Origin of the sequence: Saccharopolyspora sp. NPDC002686 (assembly GCF_040295745.1) — a bacterium.
Lineage (GTDB): Bacteria > Actinomycetota > Actinomycetes > Mycobacteriales > Pseudonocardiaceae > Saccharopolyspora > Saccharopolyspora oryzae.
Genome location: NZ_JBEOVY010000142.1, coordinates 1 through 18,213, shown reverse-complemented (window position 1 = coordinate 18,213; position 18,213 = coordinate 1). Strand labels below are relative to the sequence as shown.

General features: G+C 68.7%; 17 protein-coding genes. 12 read left to right on the top strand and 5 right to left on the bottom strand.

Annotated elements, in window-relative coordinates; all coding sequences use genetic code 11:
* Positions 1 to 115 precede the first annotated feature (115 nt).
* From ABTZ89_RS19750 to couN, 4 genes are all read right to left on the bottom strand, one after another.
* Positions 116 to 1,342, bottom strand: coding sequence for a lipase family protein (locus tag ABTZ89_RS19750; RefSeq protein WP_351046643.1), 1,227 nt, complete (start codon positions 1,340 to 1,342; stop codon positions 116 to 118).
* Positions 1,343 to 1,421: 79 nt separating this feature from the next.
* A complete protein-coding gene (gene couM, locus ABTZ89_RS19745) occupies positions 1,422 to 1,886 on the bottom strand; it encodes a p-hydroxycinnamoyl-CoA hydratase (RefSeq protein WP_270946461.1) in 465 nt (154 codons plus the stop codon).
* Between the two features lie 34 nt (positions 1,887 to 1,920).
* Positions 1,921 to 2,817 carry a 4-hydroxyphenyl-beta-ketoacyl-CoA hydrolase gene (couO, locus tag ABTZ89_RS19740; RefSeq protein ID WP_351046640.1) on the bottom strand — a complete coding sequence of 299 codons (897 nt, stop codon included), beginning with the start codon at positions 2,815 to 2,817 and terminating at the stop codon, positions 1,921 to 1,923.
* Complete coding sequence (gene couN / locus ABTZ89_RS19735) at positions 2,814 to 3,725, bottom strand: 4-hydroxyphenyl-beta-hydroxyacyl-CoA dehydrogenase (RefSeq protein ID WP_351046637.1); 912 nt, start codon at positions 3,723 to 3,725, stop codon at positions 2,814 to 2,816. The genes couO and couN overlap by 4 nt, the downstream gene beginning before the upstream one ends.
* A gap of 102 nt (positions 3,726 to 3,827) precedes the next feature.
* On the opposite strand from couN, the gene ABTZ89_RS19730 reads away from it, so the two are divergent.
* On the top strand, positions 3,828 to 4,262 hold the full coding sequence (locus tag ABTZ89_RS19730; RefSeq protein WP_351046634.1) for a MarR family winged helix-turn-helix transcriptional regulator: 435 nt from the start codon (positions 3,828 to 3,830) through the stop codon (positions 4,260 to 4,262).
* Between the two features lie 2 nt (positions 4,263 to 4,264).
* On the opposite strand, the gene ABTZ89_RS19725 is transcribed toward ABTZ89_RS19730, so the two are convergent.
* Entirely contained in the window at positions 4,265 to 5,272 is a 1,008-nt protein-coding gene (locus ABTZ89_RS19725) for an AraC family transcriptional regulator (protein WP_351046631.1), read from the bottom strand.
* A 125-nt stretch (positions 5,273 to 5,397) separates the two neighbouring features.
* Here ABTZ89_RS19725 and ABTZ89_RS19720 point away from each other — a divergent pair, with 125 nt between their 5' ends.
* The 11 genes from ABTZ89_RS19720 to ABTZ89_RS19670 form a co-directional block, all read left to right on the top strand.
* Positions 5,398 to 6,477, top strand: a complete 1,080-nt coding sequence (locus tag ABTZ89_RS19720; protein WP_351046629.1) for a TauD/TfdA family dioxygenase — start codon at positions 5,398 to 5,400, stop codon at positions 6,475 to 6,477.
* A gap of 54 nt (positions 6,478 to 6,531) precedes the next feature.
* Positions 6,532 to 7,506 carry a quinone oxidoreductase family protein gene (locus tag ABTZ89_RS19715; RefSeq protein WP_270946455.1) on the top strand — a complete coding sequence of 325 codons (975 nt, stop codon included), beginning with the start codon at positions 6,532 to 6,534 and terminating at the stop codon, positions 7,504 to 7,506.
* A 70-nt stretch (positions 7,507 to 7,576) separates the two neighbouring features.
* Positions 7,577 to 8,461, top strand: coding sequence for a TauD/TfdA dioxygenase family protein (locus tag ABTZ89_RS19710; RefSeq protein ID WP_351046625.1), 885 nt, complete (start codon positions 7,577 to 7,579; stop codon positions 8,459 to 8,461).
* Between the two features lie 48 nt (positions 8,462 to 8,509).
* Positions 8,510 to 9,562, top strand: coding sequence for a beta-keto acid cleavage family enzyme (locus tag ABTZ89_RS19705; protein ID WP_351046622.1), 1,053 nt, complete (start codon positions 8,510 to 8,512; stop codon positions 9,560 to 9,562).
* A gap of 132 nt (positions 9,563 to 9,694) precedes the next feature.
* Positions 9,695 to 11,026, top strand: a complete 1,332-nt coding sequence (locus ABTZ89_RS19700; RefSeq protein WP_351046619.1) for an MFS transporter — start codon at positions 9,695 to 9,697, stop codon at positions 11,024 to 11,026.
* Between the two features lie 25 nt (positions 11,027 to 11,051).
* A complete protein-coding gene (locus tag ABTZ89_RS19695) occupies positions 11,052 to 11,630 on the top strand; it encodes an RBBP9/YdeN family alpha/beta hydrolase (RefSeq protein ID WP_270946451.1) in 579 nt (192 codons plus the stop codon).
* 40 nt (positions 11,631 to 11,670) lie between these two features.
* On the top strand, positions 11,671 to 13,221 hold the full coding sequence (locus ABTZ89_RS19690) for a long-chain-fatty-acid--CoA ligase (RefSeq protein ID WP_351046615.1): 1,551 nt from the start codon (positions 11,671 to 11,673) through the stop codon (positions 13,219 to 13,221).
* 185 nt (positions 13,222 to 13,406) lie between these two features.
* Complete coding sequence (locus tag ABTZ89_RS19685) at positions 13,407 to 14,105, top strand: GntR family transcriptional regulator (protein ID WP_270946444.1); 699 nt, start codon at positions 13,407 to 13,409, stop codon at positions 14,103 to 14,105.
* A 30-nt stretch (positions 14,106 to 14,135) separates the two neighbouring features.
* Positions 14,136 to 16,652, top strand: a complete 2,517-nt coding sequence (locus ABTZ89_RS19680; RefSeq protein WP_351046611.1) for a GcvT family protein — start codon at positions 14,136 to 14,138, stop codon at positions 16,650 to 16,652.
* A gap of 24 nt (positions 16,653 to 16,676) precedes the next feature.
* Positions 16,677 to 17,447 (top strand): electron transfer flavoprotein subunit beta/FixA family protein, encoded by a 771-nt coding sequence (locus ABTZ89_RS19675; RefSeq protein ID WP_270946442.1) that lies wholly within the window; start codon positions 16,677 to 16,679, stop codon positions 17,445 to 17,447.
* Between the two features lie 2 nt (positions 17,448 to 17,449).
* On the top strand, positions 17,450 to 18,213 hold a 764-nt coding region (locus ABTZ89_RS19670), incomplete at its 3' end, for an electron transfer flavoprotein subunit alpha/FixB family protein (RefSeq protein ID WP_351046607.1).

Sequence of the window (18,213 nt, the reverse complement as noted above, 5' to 3'; positions counted from 1 at the left end):
TCCCCTTCGCCCTCTCCTTTGTTGGCGCGTGGGTTTCAACCCTTCCGCCCTGCCCGGGCTGGGGGGGGGGCGCCGCGGGGCCCCCCCCCCCCCCCCGGCGTGGTGGGCCGATGGATCAGCCCTGGGGGCAGTTGTTCGGCGCCGGTGTGCCGGCGAACCGATCCGCGGCCCAGGTGGGGAAGCGCTCCGCGGCCTCGGGGACGACGGACTCGTGGTCGAGCCCGTCGAACTCCTGGTAGTCCACTGAGGACCCTGCCTCGCACAGGGCCGTGCGTTCGCGGCTCGTCAGCTCGACCGGGGTCGTCGTGTCGGCCGAGCCCTGGTAGATGGTGAAGGGCATCGAGCCCGCGGGCCGGAAGTCGTCCACTTCGGTGAGTGCCTTCGACCAAGCGCTGTCAGGGGACATGGCGCCCGGCTGGTAGGGGTCGCGCAATGCGCTGGCGCTGTCCCCGATGTCGAAGCACCCGTCGGCCAGCACCGGTAGCTGCTCCATGGCCTCGCCGGTGAGGAAGTCGCTGTAGCGCAGTTGCGGATGAGCGGCCTTGATCCCGGGCAGCGTGGCGATGACGTAACCGGCCAGTTCCGGGCTCTGCATCGAATTGAGCGTCAGATCGCGGATCCGGACGGCGGGCGCGATGAGCGCGGCTCCCAGCCCCTCGAACTCCGGGGCGTAGGTCCGTGCGATCGACTCGACGTGCATGGTCGTCTGGCCGCCCTGCGACCAGCCGTACTGGACGAACCTGTTGGACGCGTTGAGCTCGGGGAGGTTCCGCACGGCGCGCAGGACGTCCAGGGAGGCCCGCGCGTTGTCCTGGCCGACCATGTAGTGGGAGGGGCCGGGCAGCGCCTGCCCGGGGTAGTCGCTCATCGCGACGACATGACCCTGGTCCAGCAGAGCTCGGATGGCCGGTACCCGGGACTGGTCGCCCTCGCCCAGACTCCTGCGGGAGGGCGCACAACTGTCGGCCGATCCGGTCGTCTCGTGGTTCCAGAGCACCACGTCCCGCGGGGAGTGGCTCTTGCCCGCTGGCACGTAGATCTCGCCGGACACGTACTTCTCGACGCCGGGCTGGATCTCCGAGACGTAGATGACGTTCCACCCCCTGGCTCCGCTCGGTGCGTCGGACCGCGGCTGGACCCAGTAGATGTCGCCGGGCTTCGCCGTCTCCGGAGGCTGCTCGTGGACGTCCCAGAACGTCGTTCCGGTCGGGCCTGGCCTGGCCGACAGCGAGTCCTCCTCCGGTTCCGCGCTGACGCTTCCGGTGAAGACCATCGCGGCCACGGAAGTCGCGACCGCCGTCTTGGCGAAGACCGATCTCCTGCGCAGTTGTCTGGCTGGCACGCTTCTCTCCGTATTCCTCGGGAAATTTCGACTGGTGAGCTCCTGATGCGTCGGCGCAGCGGGACGGTTCGGCGTCCTGCTATTCGAAGAAGCGGTACACCGGCTCAGCCACCACTGCGGGCCGGTCGGCGCCCTCGAGTTCGATCTGGCCGTCGACGGTCAGCTGCACGCCGCCTTTCGGCAGTTCCTCGATCTGCTTCAGGGTGGCGTTGAGCCGCACCCGGCCACCTGCGGGAACGGGGTTGGTGAACCGGACCTTGTTCAACCCGTAGTTCACGGCCATGGTCACGCTGTCGACCTCGAGCACCTCCGCCCACATCGGGATGATCAGCGAGAGCGTCAGGTAGCCGTGCGCGATGGGACCGCCGAACGGGCTCTCGGCCCGAGCGCGTTCGGGATCGACGTGGATCCACTGGTGGTCGTCGGTGGCGTCGGCGAAGGTGTTGATCCGGTCCTGGGGCACCTCGATCCACGAGCTGGTGCCCAGGTGCCGGCCCTCGAGGGGCTTGAGGTCGGAGAGGGTCGCGACGCGAGTGGTGGACATGGGACTCCTGTCGGTTCGTACGGTGAGCGGCTGGTCAGCGCTTGATGCCCAGAACGCGCAGTGCGTTCTCCTTGAAGATCAGCGGTGCCACTTCGGGTTTGATGTCGAGAGCGGCGAAGTCCTTGCGCCAGCGGTCTACCTGGATCACCGGGAAGTCGGAGCCGAAGAGCGCCTTCTCGCGCAGCACGGAGTTCACCGCCCGGACCAGCTGCGGCGGGAAGTACTTCGGGGACCAGCCGGACAGGTCGAGGTACACGTTGGCCTTGTGGGTGGCGATGGAGATCTGCGCGTCGACCCACGGCACCGCTGGATGGGCCATCACGATCGTCAGGTCCGGGAAGTCGGCGGCGACGTCGTCGAGCAGCATCGGGTCGGAGTAGCGGAGCTTGATACCGTGCCCGCCGGGCAGTCCGGCGCCGATACCGGTCTGCCCGGTGTGGAACAGCGCGGGCACCCCTGCTTCCGCGATGACCTCGTACAGCGGGTAGAACCGCCGGTCGTTGGGCTCGAACCCCTGCATGCTCGGGTGGAACTTGAAGCCCCGCACGCCGCACCCCTCGAGCAGCGTGCGGGCCCGCTCCACCGCGGCCTTGCCGCACCAGGGGTCGACCGAACCGAACGGGATCAGCACGTCGTTGTTGGCGGCGGCCAGCTCCGCGATCTCCTCGACGGAGTTGGGGCTGTGCCCGGTGGCCGAGCCGGCATCGACGGTGAACACGACGGCGGCCATGTTGCGCTCGCGGTAGTGCTCGGCGATGGAGTCGATGCCGGGCGTGCGTTCCTCGCCTGATTTGAAGTACTTCTCCGAGGCGGCCATCAGCTCGTCGTCCAGCGAGCGATGCCCGTGGCTGTCGATCTCCACGTGGGTGTGGATGTCGATGGCCTCGATCGCGTCGAAGTCGACGCCGCATTCGTACCGGGCCGGGCTCATTTCGGCATGACCTCCTCCGGGAATTCCTCGCCCACCGACTCGATCGAGCCCGCGAAGGTCTGATCCCATGATCGCGCGATGTCTTCGGCGGCCCAGCCGCCGTCGTGGAATGCGGTGGTGGTCAGCTGCGGGTGCGACCACAGCGCCAGCCGGTCCCCGCCGACCGACAGCGCCTGGCCGGTGATCTCGGCGGCGGCATCGGACGCGAGGAAGGAGACGATCCCGGCAGCGTCCTCGGGGGTGCCCATGCCGACCTCGCGGCGGATGATCGCGGGCAGCGGCTCACCCCGCTTCATCGACTCGACGTGCGGGGCGAGGAACGGGATCGTCTCGGTCATCGCGGTCGCCGCGACCGGGCAGACCGCGTTGACGGTGATGCCGGCCCGTTTCAGCTCCATGGCCCAGGTGCGGACCATGCCGACGATGCCGGCTTTGGCCGCCGAGTAGTTGGTCTGGCCGAAGTTGCCGCGTTGGCCGGCGGGGGAGCCGATGCAGATGATCCGGCCGCCCCCGCCCTGTTCCCGGAAGCGCAGCACGGCCTCGCGCACGCAGGTGAAGGTGCCGCGCAGGTGCACGTCGATCACCGCGTCGAAGTCCTCGTCGGTCATCTTCCACAGCACTTTGTCGCGCAGGATTCCGGCGTTGGTGACCAGCACGTCCAACCGGCCGAACGCCTCGACCGCGGTGGCCACCAGTTCCCCGGCCGTTTCGGACGTGCCGACCGGCGCGACGACGGCGGTGGCCCGTCCACCTGCGGCGACGATCTCAGCAACGGCCGAGTCCGCACCGGCCCGGTCGACGTCGTTGATCACCACCGCTGCGCCGCGGCGGGCGAGCTCCTTCCCGTACGCGAGTCCGAGTCCCCGCCCGCTGCCGGTGACGATGGCGACCTTGCCGCTCAGATCCATCGATGCTCCTCCTGTCGGGTGGATCACAGGCAACCATCCATCATTGAGAAAGTCAATGATTGAGATTTGCTAGTCTTGCGGGGAACGCATCGAGGAGGACGCATGGCACAGCACCAGCCGCAGCTGCTCGCGGACGACATCGGGTTCTTGCTCTCCAGAGCAGGGGGAATGGTGCTCGGCGCGGTGAACAAGGCGCTGGTCCCGCTCGGCCTGAAGGTGCGCTCCTACTCGGTGCTGGTGCTGGCCTGCGAGCACGCGGAAGGGGTCAACCAGCGCACTGTCGCGGCGACCATGGGACTAGATCCCAGCCAGATCGTCGGGCTGATCGACGAGCTCGAGGAGCGCGGCCTGGTCGCGCGCACGCCGGACCCGGCGGACCGGCGAAACAGGCTGATCGCGGCCACCGAAGAAGGGCGCCAGGTGCGCGACGAAGCGCAAGCGCTGGTGGACCAGGCGCACAGCGGATACTTCGAGGGGCTACCCGCCGAGTCCGTGGTCCAGCTCCGGGAAACGTTGCGGCGAATCGTCTTCCCCTAGGTTCACGCTTCGCGCTGTTCGCGATTGCGCCATTGGCTGGGGCTGCATCCGAATTGTCCCCGGAACCAGCGGGAGAAGTTGCCCGGTGAGGAGAACGACAGGAGGTCGGCGATCTCCGTGAGCGTGTAGCGGTGGGTGGCGACCAGGTTCTCGGCGAGTTCGGTGCGGGTTGCGTTCAGGATCGACGAGAACGTCTCGCCTTCGTCGGAGAGCTGCCGGTGGATCGTTCGGCGGTCCACCCCGAGGCTGCGCGCGACCTGCTCGACCGAGCACCGCCCGGTGGGCAGGAGGAGCTCGATCAGTTCCCGGACCCGGTTGAGAACCGTTGATTCCCTGGGCGGTTCGAGGGTGTCGAGGATCTGGTACGCGTAGTTGCGCATGAGGGGATCGGACATCTTGTTGGGGGCGTCGAGGTCGTCGGCGTAGAAGGTGACCCCGTTGAACTCCTGCTCGAACTTGACCGCGGAGCCGAACAGCCGTCGGTGGGTGCCGGGGTCGGCAGGTGCGTGGTGGGTGAAGCAGACGGCGAGCGGTTGCCAGAGCGACCCGAGGAAGCCGAGCAGGAGTCGGTGCAGGGTGCCGAGGGCCAACTCGGTTGCCTGCCTGGTCTCGGTCTGTTCGCCGAACTCGAAACCGACGCGGATGGTGGCGAGCCCGTTGAGCACCGACATCCGCATTCGCAGCGCTTCGTTGTACATGTGCTCGTGCCGGATCAGGACGGTCAACGCGCTGCGGACATCGGGTTCTTCGCGGATCACCAGGCTCAGCGGACCGAGGTTGGCGAAGCGGCGGCGCTCGGCGAGCAGCAGCCCGAAGTCCTGCTGCCCGGATTCCACTGCGGACAGTTCGAGGAGCCGCGCGACCGCGCCGGCGGGAACCCATCTGTCCTGGAGGGCCAGGCTCGCCGGGTCGAGTCCGGCGCCCCGCAGCAGCCGTGCCGGTTCGAGCCCCACTGCCTGGCTTACCTCGATGTAGCTGTTCAGCGCGGCGTACCGGGCAAGAGGTTTCATGACCACCTCGGCAAGTGCTGTCACCAAATGATAAGCATCATGTCCCGCGAGGATAAGCCAGGAGGTTCTCGTCGGCCTAATGTCGTCCCCATCACAGCTGGTTCCGGATCCGGATGGAGGACGTCATGGCCGAAGCAGTGCGGTGCGGCTCCGCGCCAGTTGATTCCGGCCGGCGGCCCGCTGTCGACGTGCTTCGGGAGCCCTGCCGGAGCCCTGCCGCGTGGCTGGCGGCGGACCTCGTCGATCCGGCCGCGTGGACGGTGGAGCTCGCGCCATCCCATCTCGAAGAACTGGAGTCGGCGCTGCGCGAGACGCGGAAGTACGGAATCGTACTCCTGAAGATCACCCGCGACCGGTTTCGCCTTCCCACGTTGGGAAGGGTGCTGGAGCGCGTAGCCCGCGGTCTCGAGCACGGGCCGGGATTCGCGGTGATCAAGGGCGTTCCGGTTGAGCGGTACGACGAAGCCGAGATCAGCACCATCTTCTGGGGCATGGCGCAGTACCTGGGTTTTCCGGTGTCGCAGGATTCCTTCGGGCGCAAGCTCGGCCGCCTCCCGAGTGCGGCGGCCAGCCGGGGTGGCAGGAGTGCCGCGGACGTTGAGCTGCGGACTGGTGGCTCCGACGTCACGGCGTTGCTGGGGCCGCGGCTCGGCGGGCAGAGCTCGGTCGTGAGCTCGGCCGCCCTTTACAACGAGGTGCTGCGCCGGAATCCGATGCTGGTCGAGCGGATGTACGGGCGCTTCGGTTTCGACCGAGGGGGTGAGCAGCTCCCGGGCGAGCCGCCCTACCGGTCGCTTCCGCTGGTTCGTTGGTACGACGGGAAGTTGAGCTTCCGCTACCGGCGGGGCGACATCGAGTCGGCGCAGCGGTTCCCGGGGGTTCGCCGGTTGGGGCATGCGGACCGGCAGCTGCTCGACCTGATCGACGGCTTGGCGGCCGCGGCGGAGTTCCGGTTCTCCTTCGGCGTCGATCCCGGTGACATCCAGCTGTTCAACAACTACGCGGTTCTGCACTCGCACGTCCAACAGCGCTGCCACGCCGTCTCCGACGCTGGTGATCACGCGCTGCAGCTCTGGCTGACCCTCCACGATGGACGGTCGTTGCCGCCGGACTTCACGTGGAGAACCCCGGGTTACGGCGGTCCGCACGGCCGCGGCGGTGTCGCACCCCGGGACGTCGTGGACGAGCAGCGCCTCCGGGCGTGAACAACTCGCGGCATCGCCGTGCCGATGCGGAAGTACTGAAATGGGAGGAAGAACATGGCGCACGCCATCCGGTTCTACGAGACCGGCGCTCCGGAGGTCATGCGGTGGGAGCGGGTCGCGGTCGGCGAACCCGGTGCGGGAGAAGTCCGGATCCGCCACGAGGCGGTCGGGTTGAACTTCGCCGACACCTACTTCCGCACCGGCCTGTACCCGGCCGCGCTCCCCGCCGGGATGGGCGTCGAAGCTGCGGGCGTGGTCGAGGCGGTGGGGCCCGGAGTGCACCACGTCGGCGTTGGCGACCGCGTCACGTACACGGGTAGTCCGCTCGGTGCCTACAGCACTGAGCGCGTGATGCCGGCTGCGTCGCTGATGGCGCTACCGGACCCGATCGCCTTCGAGACGGCCGCCGCGATGACCATGCGCGGTCTCACCACGTCCTACCTGCTGCGCCGGATCTACCCCGTGAAGCGGGGTGACACGGTGTTGTTGCACGCGGCGGCCGGGGGAGTGGGGCTGATCTTCCTGCAGTGGGCGAAATTGCTGGGGATCACCGTGATCGGCACGGTGTCGACCGAGGAGAAGGCCGCGGTCGCACGTGCTCACGGGTGCGACCACGTCGTCATCCACAAGCGCGAGGACGTGGCCGAGCGGGTCCGGGAGATCACCGACGGGGCGGGCGTTCCGGTCGTCTACGACAGCATCGGCGCGGCCACCTTCCAAGCCTCCCTCGACTCGCTGGCCCGACGAGGTCTGCTGGTGTGCTTCGGCACCGCGTCCGGCCCCGTTCCGCCCATCGATGCGATGCAGCTCGCGGTCAAGGGCTCGGTGTTCGTCACCCGTCCCGCGCTCGCCGACTACATCGCCGACCCGGCCGAGCGCGCGGAGCTGTCGGGTGAGTTGTTCGACCACGTGGCCAACGGGCGGATCGAGATCGGCATCAACCAGCGGTACGCCCTCGAGGATGCGGTGCAGGCCCACCGCGACCTGGAATCGGGCCGCAGCATCGGCTCCTCGGTCTTCTCCGTCTGACACCGCGATTCTCCACAACGACCGGAGTTCCAGGCGGCAGCACGATCAACCAACCTGCGGAGGAACTGTCATGTCCAGTGCAGTCCAGACGTCCCGGGCGACCGGGATCAAGTACCAGAAGCTCACCTGCACCATCGGCGCCGAGCTGTTCGACGTCGACCTGGGTGATGTCGCGCGCGACGAGGAGCTGTTCGCCGAACTGCATTCGCTGCTGCTGGAGCACAAGGTCCTGTTCCTGCGCGACCAGGACTTCAGCCGGGCCGACCACGTGGCTCTCGCGCAGCGCTTCGGAGCGCTCGAAGATCACCCGGTGGCCGGCAGCGATCCGGACCACCCGGGTCTGGTGCGGATCTACAAGGACCTCGACAGCCCCGCCGAGCACTACGAGAACGCCTTCCACTGCGACGCCACCTGGCGGCAGAACCCGCCGATGGGATGTGTGCTGCGGTGCGTGGAAGGACCGGAGGTCGGCGGCGACACCATCTGGGTCGACATGGCTGCGGCGTACGCGCAGCTTCCGGACCACGTCAAGGACCGGATCGAAGGACTGCGCGCCCGGCACAGCATCGAGGCGAGCTTCGGTGCCGCGATGCCGATGGAGGAGCGCCACCAGTTGAAGGCGCGATTCCCCGACGCGGAGCACCCGGTGGTGCGCACCCACCCCGAAACCGGCGAGAAGGTCCTGTTCGTCAACGCGTTCACGACGCACTTCGTCAACTACCACACACCGGAGAACGTCCGCTTCGGAAGCGACTACGCCCCCGGCGCGGGCGAACTGCTCAACTACCTGATCCGCCAGGCCGCGATCCCGGAGTTCCAGGTGCGTTGGCGGTGGAGCGAGAACAGCGTCGCGATCTGGGACAACAGGTCCACGCAGCACTACGCGGTGCAGGACTACTGGCCCGCGGTCCGGAAGATGGAACGTGCCGGGATCGTGGGGGACCGGCCGTTCTGAGCTCCCCGGCGAGATTTCGACCCGTCACCCGGAGAAGGAGAGGAACGCATGCACTTCCACGACGATTCGCTGTTCCCGGAGAACCAGGAGAAGCTCGTCATCACGGTCGCCCCCTACGGCCCCGAGTGGGAGCCGGACGACTTCCGGGAGGACCTGCCGCTGACGATGGACGAGCACGTCCAGCAGGCGGTCGACTGCTACAACGCCGGGGCCACCGTGCTGCACATCCACGTGCGGGAGCTGGACGGCAAGGGCTCCAAGCGGCTGTCGAAGTTCAACGAACTGCTGGGTAGGCTGCGCGAAGCCGTCCCGGAGATGATCCTGCAGGTGGGCGGTTCGATCTCGTTCGCGCCGGAGGGGGAGGGCGCGGAGGCCAAGTGGCTCAGCGACGACACCCGGCACATGCTGGCCGAGCTCGACCCCGCACCGGACCAGGTGACCATCGCCATCAACTCCAACCAGATGAACATCATGGAGCTGATGACCGAGGACGACATCGCGGGCACCTCGCTGACCCGCCCGGCGGTGGCCGAGGCCTACCGGGAGATGTTCGTGCCGGCCGGTCCGGGCTGGGTGGAGGAGCACCTGAAGCGCCTGCGGGCCGCGGGCATCCAGCCGCACTTCCAGCTGGCCAACATCCCGCAGCTGGAAACCGTTGAGCGGCTCATGCGGCGCGGTGTCTACAGCGGACCGTTCATGGTCACCTGGGTCGGCATCGGCGGTGGTTTCGACGGCCCCAACCCGTACAACATGATGGAGTTCGTCCGGCGGTGCCCCGATGGTGCGGTGCTGACGCTGGAAACCCTCATGCGCAGCGTCCTGCCGGTCAACGCGATGGCCATCGCCATGGGTCTGCACGCCCGGTGCGGCAACGAGGACACCCTGTGGGGGCGCAAGGGAGAGAAGAAGACCTCGGTCCAGCAGATCGAGCAGCTGGTGCGCATCGCGGGCGAGCTCGGTCGCGAGGTCGCCACCGGCAAGGAGGCCCGCGAGATCTACAAGATCGGCGAAACCTACGCCGACGCCGACGAAACCCTCGCCAAGGTCGGTTTCGCGCCGAACCGCAAGCCCGGGCAGGTCGGCTTCACCCACCACGACTAGGCGCCGGACACCCACCGGGCGCCAGGGGAGAGATCGGGGCGCGGAACCCCACCGGGATCCGCGCCCCGGTCCTGGATCTTCACCAGGGGGACGAGCTCCACATCGGACGGAACTGCGAGTCGAGGAGTGACGATGAAGTCACGTGCTCTGCCTGCCGAAGAACTGCCCACGAGACCTGACCGCGAGGTGCCGAGGTCGAGGATCTACCCGTGGGCGGTGTTCGCCCTGACCTTCGGGCTGCTGCTGTCGGACTACATGTCCAGGCAGGTCCTCAACGCGGTCTTCCCCTTCCTGAAGGCCGAATGGCTGCTGTCCGATTCCCAGCTGGCGTCGCTCACCAGCGTGGTGGCGCTGACGGTAGCCGTGCTCACCTTCCCCCTCTCGATACTCGCGGACCGGTGGGGACGGGTCCGGAGCCTGGTCCTGATGGCAACCATCTGGAGCCTGGCGACGGTGCTGTGCGCGATCGCCGGCGACTACGACCAGATGCTCGGTGCGCGATTCCTCGTCGGAGCGGGTGAAGCCGCTTACGGCAGCGTCGGCATCGCGGTGGTGCTCAGCGTGTTCGCACCGAGCGTCCGCGCCACGTTCGGCGGGGCGTTCATGGCAGGTGGGTCGTTCGGCTCGACGATCGGCGTCGCCCTCGGCGGCGTCATCGCAGTCCAGTTCGGTTGGCGTTGGGCGCTGGCGTTCATGGCCGCCATCGGTCTGGTGCTCATCGTCCTGTTCCGACTGGTCGTCACCCAGCGCAGACTGGACCGGTACCAGCACGAGGACGAGGCGACCGCTGTCGACGAGCCGGCGGCGAACGCCGGGCAGCGCGCGCCGTTCTCCAGCCTGTTCTCCAACGCCTCGGTGTGCTGCGTCTACCTCGGCAGCGGCCTGCAGATGTTCGTGGCCGCAGTTCTGCTGGTCTGGACACCCAGCTACCTCAACCGCTACCACGCCATGAGCCCGGACACCGCGGGGCTGGTCTCGGCAATCCTGGTCCTGCTCATCGGTGCCGGGATGATCGTCTGCGGCGTCATCACGGATCGGGCGAGCAAGCGGCGTCCGGAGCGGAAGTGGACCACCGCGATCAGCTACAGCGCCGCATCAGCGCTGCTGCTCGCCATCGGATTCCAGCTCCAGGCGAGTTCTCTGCAGCTCGTCGTGCTCGGGCTCGGTGCGTTCTTCTCCGCAGGTGCTTCCGGTCCTGCCACTGCCATGGTCGCCAACCTCACCCATTCGTCCTTGCGCGCCAGCGGGTTCGGGGCGCTCACCCTGTCCAACAGCCTGCTCGGCCTGGCCGCGGGTCCCTTCGTCGTCGGGATTCTGGCCGACGGCCTCGGGCTGCTGGCGGCACTGCAGCTGATGCCCCTCGTCTACATCGGAGCGGTCACCGCATTGCTGGTCGGGAAGCGCACCTACCCGGCAGGTTTGCGGCGGCTCGCGGCACTGAACACCCACCAGCCTCCGGCCTGACCGGAGCAGAAGATCGGAGTCACAGGTGAACGAAGCAGGGACCGCGACGGTCGTGATCGTCCCAGGACTGCGCGACCACGTCGCCGATCACTGGCAGACCCACCTGGCGGGGAAGCTGCGGAAGGTGCGCACCGTGCCGCCGCTCGAACACGACAAGCTCAGCCGGGAGGCTCGAGTGGCGGCACTCGACGGTGTCCTGGCCGACATCGACGGCCCCGTCATCCTGGTCGCCCACAGCGCCGGTGTGATGATCACGGCGCACTGGGCGCAGCGGCATTCCCGAGAGGTCCGCGCCGCGCTCCTGGCAACTCCACCGGACTTCGAATCGCCGCTGCCCGACGGTTATCCGACACCCGACGACCTGCGCCGCAACGGCTGGCTCCCCACACCCCGACAAGCTCTCCCGTTCCCCAGCATCGTCGCGGCGAGCACCAACGACCCCCTCGCGCGCTTCTACCGAGTCGCCGAGATGGCTCGGGACTGGGGCAGCAGGCTGGTCGACATCGGGGCCGCCGGACACCTGAACCCAGCCGCGGGCTACGGACCATGGCCACGAGCCGAAGAACTCATCGATGACCTCGACCGCGAGGAAGGCCGCTCGTGACCCCAGTGGCAACTCCAGATCAACGTTCCAGGAGTGAGTCGTGCTGAACCTGGCAATGCTCCTCGACGACTCGGTTCGCAGCTTCCCGGAGCGGGATGCTGTGGTTTGCGGTGACCGCAGGCTCAGCTACGCGGAGCTCGGTGCGCAGGCCGACCAGATCGCCAACTTGTTGGTGTCACGCGGAATCGAGCCCGGCGACAGGGTCGCCATCAGCTGCCCGAACCTGCCGGAGTTCGCCGCCGTGTACTACGGCATCCTCAAGGCCGGGGCAGTCGTCGTACCGCTCAACGTGCTGCTCAAAGAACGGGAAATCGCCTACCACCTGGCCGATTCAGGTGCACGGGCCTACTTCGCGTTCGAAGGGACCCCGGCCCTGCAGACGGGACGGCACGGGTCCGCAGCTTTCGCCCGGACAGCGAGCTGCCGCGACTTGTTCGTCATCACCCCGGAACCGGCCGAGATCTCGGCGATCGAGAACGCGGAGACCCTGACCCGTGCCCTCGCGAACCAGTCGGCGGAGTTCGAGCCGGTCGTGCGCGAGGCCACCGACACGGCGGTGATCCTCTACACCAGCGGCACCACGGGAAAACCGAAGGGCGCCGAACTCACCCACGCCAACATGGTGCTGAACGCGCTGGCGGCAAATCAGCTCTTCGGAAGCACTCCCGCGCAGCGCGACACCCATCTGGTCGTCCTGCCCCTGTTCCACTCCTTCGGGCAGAGCATCAACATGAACGCGGGGTTCTCGGTCGGTGCGACCCTGGTCCTGCTGCCGCGATTCGAAGCGGGTGCGGCACTGGGATTGCTGGGGCGTGAAGAGGTCACGGTGTTCGCCGGTGTCCCGACCATGTACTGGGCCTTGCTCGGCGCGCTGGACGACGGCGTGGAAGTCGGACGGATCGCGCGAAATCTGCGACTGGCCATCTCCGGTGGTGCGGCCCTGCCGGTGGACATCCACGAGCAGTTCGAGCAGCGCTTCGGCGTGCAGATCCGCGAAGGCTACGGTCTGTCCGAAACCTCGCCGCTGGCCGTGTTCAGCCCCGCGGGCCATCCTCCGCGCCCGGGATCGATCGGCGTGCCGGTGTGGGGTGTTGAGGTCGAGCTGGTCGACGAGCACTGGAACCCGGTCGCCGGAGCCGACCAGGTCGGGGAGATCGCCATCCGCGGCCACAACGTCATGAAGGGCTACCTCGACCGGCCGGCGGCGACCGCCGAAGTCATGCGCAACGGGTGGTTCCGCACTGGTGATCTCGCTCGCAGGGACGACGACGGCTTCTACTACATCGTCGACCGCACCAAGGACATGATCGTCCGAGGTGGGTTCAACGTCTACCCGCGCGAAGTGGAAGAGGTGCTGATGGGGCACGACGCCGTCTCGCTGGCGGCGGTCGTCGGGATTCCGGACGAAAGCCACGGCGAGGAGGTCAAGGCGTACGTGGTCCTGGAGAAGACGGCGCGGACGACGGAAGAGGAGATCATCGCCTGGGCCAAGGAGCGACTCGCGGGCTACAAGTACCCGCGCGCCGTCGAGTTCGTCAACGCGCTCCCGATGACCGCTACCGGGAAGATCCTCAAACGTCAGCTGAGGTGAACATCATCGATGCGGCACCCCTGGTCGGTCCTCCCGGGTTGATCCCCGCCATGTAGTCACCAGGACACCAATGGGCAACACCAGCCACACGGATTCGGCGGCGATCTTCATACCCTCGTGTTGTTCCGCATGGAGAGACCTGTTGCTCTATGCGCTGATATATCTACCGTGTACTTGTGACGGGGATGGCGGTATCCCAGCACGACGGCAGGCACGCACTGCCGGAGCTGATCACGGTCGATCCGGGTGTGCGGAGCGTCGGAAGCCTGAGCGAGAAGGCCTACTACCTGCTCCGCGACCGGCTGATCACGCTCGACCTGGCGCCCGGTTCGACCATCGACGAGCGCGCGCTGCAGCGCGAGCTCGGTCTGGGGCGCACGCCCATCCGGGAAGCGCTGCGCCGGCTGGCCGACGACCGGCTGGTGGACGTCGTGCCGAGGCGGGGCATGTTCGCCAGCCACGTCGACTTCGGCGACCTGCGGTCGATCAGCGAGGTGCGGGTCGAGCTCGAGGGGTACGCCGCTCGGTTGGCGGCAAGGCGAGCGAGGAGCCAGGACCTCGAAGCCGTCGACGAGCTGCTGGCCGAGCTGGGGCGCACCGCCGCGGCCGACCAGCGCGATCTGGTGCGGCTCGACCAGCGGGTGCACCGGTTGCTGTACCGGGCGACCGGCAACCCGTTCCTGGCGGCGACGCTCGAGGAGTACTTCGTGCACAGCCTGCGGCAGTGGTTCCTCGTGCTGGACCACCTGTCCCACCTGGAACACGCGGTCGGCGAGCACATCGACCTGCTCGTCGCGATTCGCGACGGTGACGCGGATTCCGCCGAGCGGATCCTGCGCCGGCACGTCGCCGACTTCGAGGACAAGATCCGCGCCGTGCTCTGAACATCCCACCGACTCCCGGAGGAGGAGCCCATGAGCAGCTTGCCGGACCGCGCCGACGTCGTCGTGATCGGCGCCGGGATCGTGGGGAACTCGGTGACCCACCACCTGGCCGACCTGGGATGGCGCAACATCGTGCTGCTGGACAAGGGGCCGCTCCCGGATCCGGGCGGCTCGACCGGGCACGCGTCGAACTTCATCTTCCCGGTGGACCACTCCAAGGAGATCACCGCGCTGACGCAGGATTCCATGCGCCAGTACGAGAAGTTCGGCACGCTGACCACCTGCGGCGGCGTCGAGGTCGCCCGGGAACCGGCCAGGGTCGCCGAGTTCGACCGGCGGATGGCCTCGGCGGCGGCCTGGGGCATCCACTCCGAGCTCGTGACCCCCGACCAGGTGGCCGAGCTGGTTCCGTTCATCGACAAGAGCATCGTCCTGGCCGGTTTCTGGACGCCGTCGGTGGCAGTGGTCGATCCGCTGCAGACCGGTGCGCTGATGCGCGAGCAGGCCACCGCGCTGGGTGCGCTCACCGTCTCCCCGCACACCGAAGTGCTCGGGATCGACACCAGGCGGGGGAGAGTCGCGAAGGTGCGCACCGATCGCGGAGACATCGAGACCGAGACGGTGGTGATCGCCTGCGGGGTGTGGAGCCCGCGGATCGCGCGGATGGCCGGGGCATCCATCCCGCTGACCCCGGCGGTGCACCAGATGATCGACGTCGGCCCGATCCCAGAGTTCGCGGCGACCCGCACGGAGATCGCCTACCCGATCGTCCGGGACATGGACACGCTCATGTACGAGCGGCAGAGCGGCGCCGATCTCGAGGTCGGCTCCTACGCGCACCGGCCGATCCTGCACGAGCCGGACGAGATCCCGTCGATCGCCGCGGCCCAGCTCTCCCCGACGCAGCTGCCGTTCACCGCTGATGACTTCGACCCGCAGATGCAGGACGCCCTGGACCTGTTCCCGGAGCTCCTCACCACCGAGGGCGCCGGGATCCGGCACGCCATCAACGGGCTGCTCTCGCTGACCCCGGACGGCTCCCCGCTGCTGGGCGAGACGTCCGAGGTGCGCGGGCTGTGGTCGGCCGCGGCGGTGTGGATCAAGGAAGGCCCGGGCGTCGGCCGGATGATGGCGCAGTGGATCACCGAGGGCAGCGCCGAGATCGACCTGCACGCCGCGGACATCTCCCGCTTCTACCCGAACCAGCGCACCCGCCACCACGTGCGCGCCCGCGCCGCGGAAGGGTTCAACAAGACCTACGGCATCGTGCACCCGCGCGAGCAGTGGGAGTCCAACCGGCAGCAGCGGCTGTCCCCGTTCCACGTCCGCGAGAAGGAGCTCGGCGCCCAGTTCTTCGAGGTGGGCGGTTGGGAGCGACCCCAGTGGTACGAGTCGAACCGGCCGCTGCTGGAGGAGTTCGCCGACCAGGTCGAGGACCGGCCGCACGAGTGGGACGCCCGCTGGTGGTCGCCGATCATCAACGCCGAGCACCTGGCCATGCGGGAACGGGTCGCGATGATCGACCTCACCGCGTTCGCCCAGTTCGAGGTGTTCGGTCCGGGCGCGCTCGACTACGTCCAGCGGATGACCGTGGCGCAGCTGGACCGCCCGGTGGGCCGGTTGATCTACACCGCGGTGCTGGGCGAGGGCGGTGGCTTCCGCAGCGACCTGACGGTGGTGCGGCTCGCCGAGGACCGGTTCCGCATCGTCACCGGCGGGGCGGACGGCGCCCGCGACCGCAAGTGGTTCACCGACCACCTCCCCGAGGACGGCACCGTCGGGTTCGCCGACCTGACCTCGGCGGTGTGCACGATCGGAGTGTGGGGCCCGCGCGCTCGCGACTTGCTGGCCGCGGCCACCGAGGACGACGTGTCCGACGAGGGCTTCCGGTTCGGCACCGGGCGGTGGATCACCGTCGACGGGGTGCCCGTGCTCGCGCTGCGGCTGTCGTACGTGGGCGATCTGGGGTGGGAGTTGCACGCGCCGTTCGAGCAGGGCCTGCGGCTGTGGGACGCGTTGTGGCGGGCCGGTCAGCCGTTCGGCGTGGTGCCCGCCGGGATCGGCGTGTACGGCACCACCGGGCGGCTGGAGAAGGGCTACCGGCTGATGGGTGCCGAGCTGGAGTCCGAGTACGGCCCGGTCGAAGCGGATCTGGCGCTGCCCAAGGTGAAATCGGCCGATTTCATCGGGAAGGAGGCGTACCTGCGCGCCCGGGACCAGAAGCGCGTGGCGGTCATGTGCACGCTCGTGGTGGACGACCACACCGACCCGTCCGGGATGCGCCGCTACCCGCAGGGCGGTGAGCCGATCCTCACCCGGGACGGCGAGCGGATCGTCGACCGCGAGGGCCGTCCGTCCTACGTGACCTCCGCTGGATCCGGGCCGTCGCTCGGGGCCTACCTGCTGATGGCCTACCTGCCGTCGGAGCACGCGGTGGAGGGCAACCGGCTCGCCGTGCAGTACATGGGTCACCGCTACCCGGTGACCGTGGCCCGGGTGGGCCGCACTCCGCTGTTCGATCCGGACGACGAGCGGATGAAGGCCTGACCCGAACCGAAGGGAGGACTTCCGATGGACGTCCTTGTGTGCGTGAAGCGGGTGCCGGCCACCGGGGCGAAGATCCCGCTCACCGAGGGCGGGGAGGACGTCGACACCCGCCACCTCGGTTTCACCATCGGCCCGCACGAGGAGTGCGCGGTGGAGGAGGCGGTGCGCATCGTCGAGCGGTTCGGCGGGAGCTCGACGGTCCTCACGGTCGGCCCGCCGGAGGCCGACGAGCAACTGCGGTACGCCATCTCGATGGGCGTCGACCACGGCGTGCTGGTGGAAACCGGGTCCGGCGAGACCGATCCGGAGGCCACGGCGTCGGCGATCATCGCGGCGATCCGCGAGCTGGAGGCCGACGGCCGGCGGTTCGACCTGATCATGTTCGGCAACGAGTCCGCCGACGCGGGCAACTACCAGGTCGGCATCCGCGTGGCGTACGCGCTGGGGTTGCCCATCGTCGGCGGGGTCAAGGGCATCGAGCTGGACCTGGCGGCGGGGCAGGTGGCGTTCCGCCGCCCGGTGGACGACGGGGTCGAGGTGTACCGGGCGCCACTGCCGTCGGCCGTGGCGGTCAAGGAGGGGCTGAACTTGCCCCGGTACCCGAGCATCAAGGGCCGGTTGCGGGCGAAGAAGACGCAGCTGCGGATCCTGCGGCCCGAGCTGAAAGACGGTGGCCTGCGCAAGGTTCGGCTGCGCCTGCCGCCGGAGGCGGAGCGGGAGACGGTGGTGCTCGGGCACGGTGCCGCGGCCGCCGGACCGGTGGTGGACGTGCTGACCGAGCTCGGGGTGGTGTGACCATGCTGCTGACGTTGATCGAGGCCGAGAACGGTGCCCTCACCTCAGGTTCGGCTGGCGCGGTGGCGCGGGCGCACGCGTTGGCCGGTGAGCTGGGCGTGCCGGTCGGCGCGGTGACCTTCGCCGTTCCCGGAGACCTCACCGCGGACTTGGCCCAGCACGGCGTGACCACGTTGTACGCGCTCGACCACGAACTCCTGGGCGAGTACTCGCCGGAACGCTGGGGCGAGGCGCTGGCTGCGCTGATCCGCCAGGTCGAACCGGACGGTGTGCTGGCCGCCGCGTCCAGCCGGGGCAACGAGCTGATGGCCCAGGCGGCTGCGCGCACCGGTCTCCCGATGGCGGCCAACTGCGTCGCCGTGGCGACCGGCGAGTCGTGGACGCTCACCAGGCAGCGCGTCGGCGGTGTGCTGCTCGAGGACGCGGAGCTGCACGCGCCGGTCAAGCTGATCACGCTGGCACCCGGCGGCGCGGACGTCGCGCAAGCCGGCCTGGCCGACGGCGAGGTGGAGGTGGTCACCTTCACGCCCGGCATCGACGAGGGGATGGTGCACACCGCGATCGTGGACCGCACCGCGGGCGAATCCGGTGTCACGCTGGCGACGGCCAACGTGGTCGTCTCCGGCGGTCGGGGCGTGGGCAGCGCGGAGGGCTTCGCGGAGCTGGAGCAACTCGCCGAGCTGGTCGGCGGCGCGGTCGGGTGTTCCCGGGTTGCGACCAACAACTGCTGGCGCCCGCACAGCAACCAGGTCGGCCTGACCGGCAC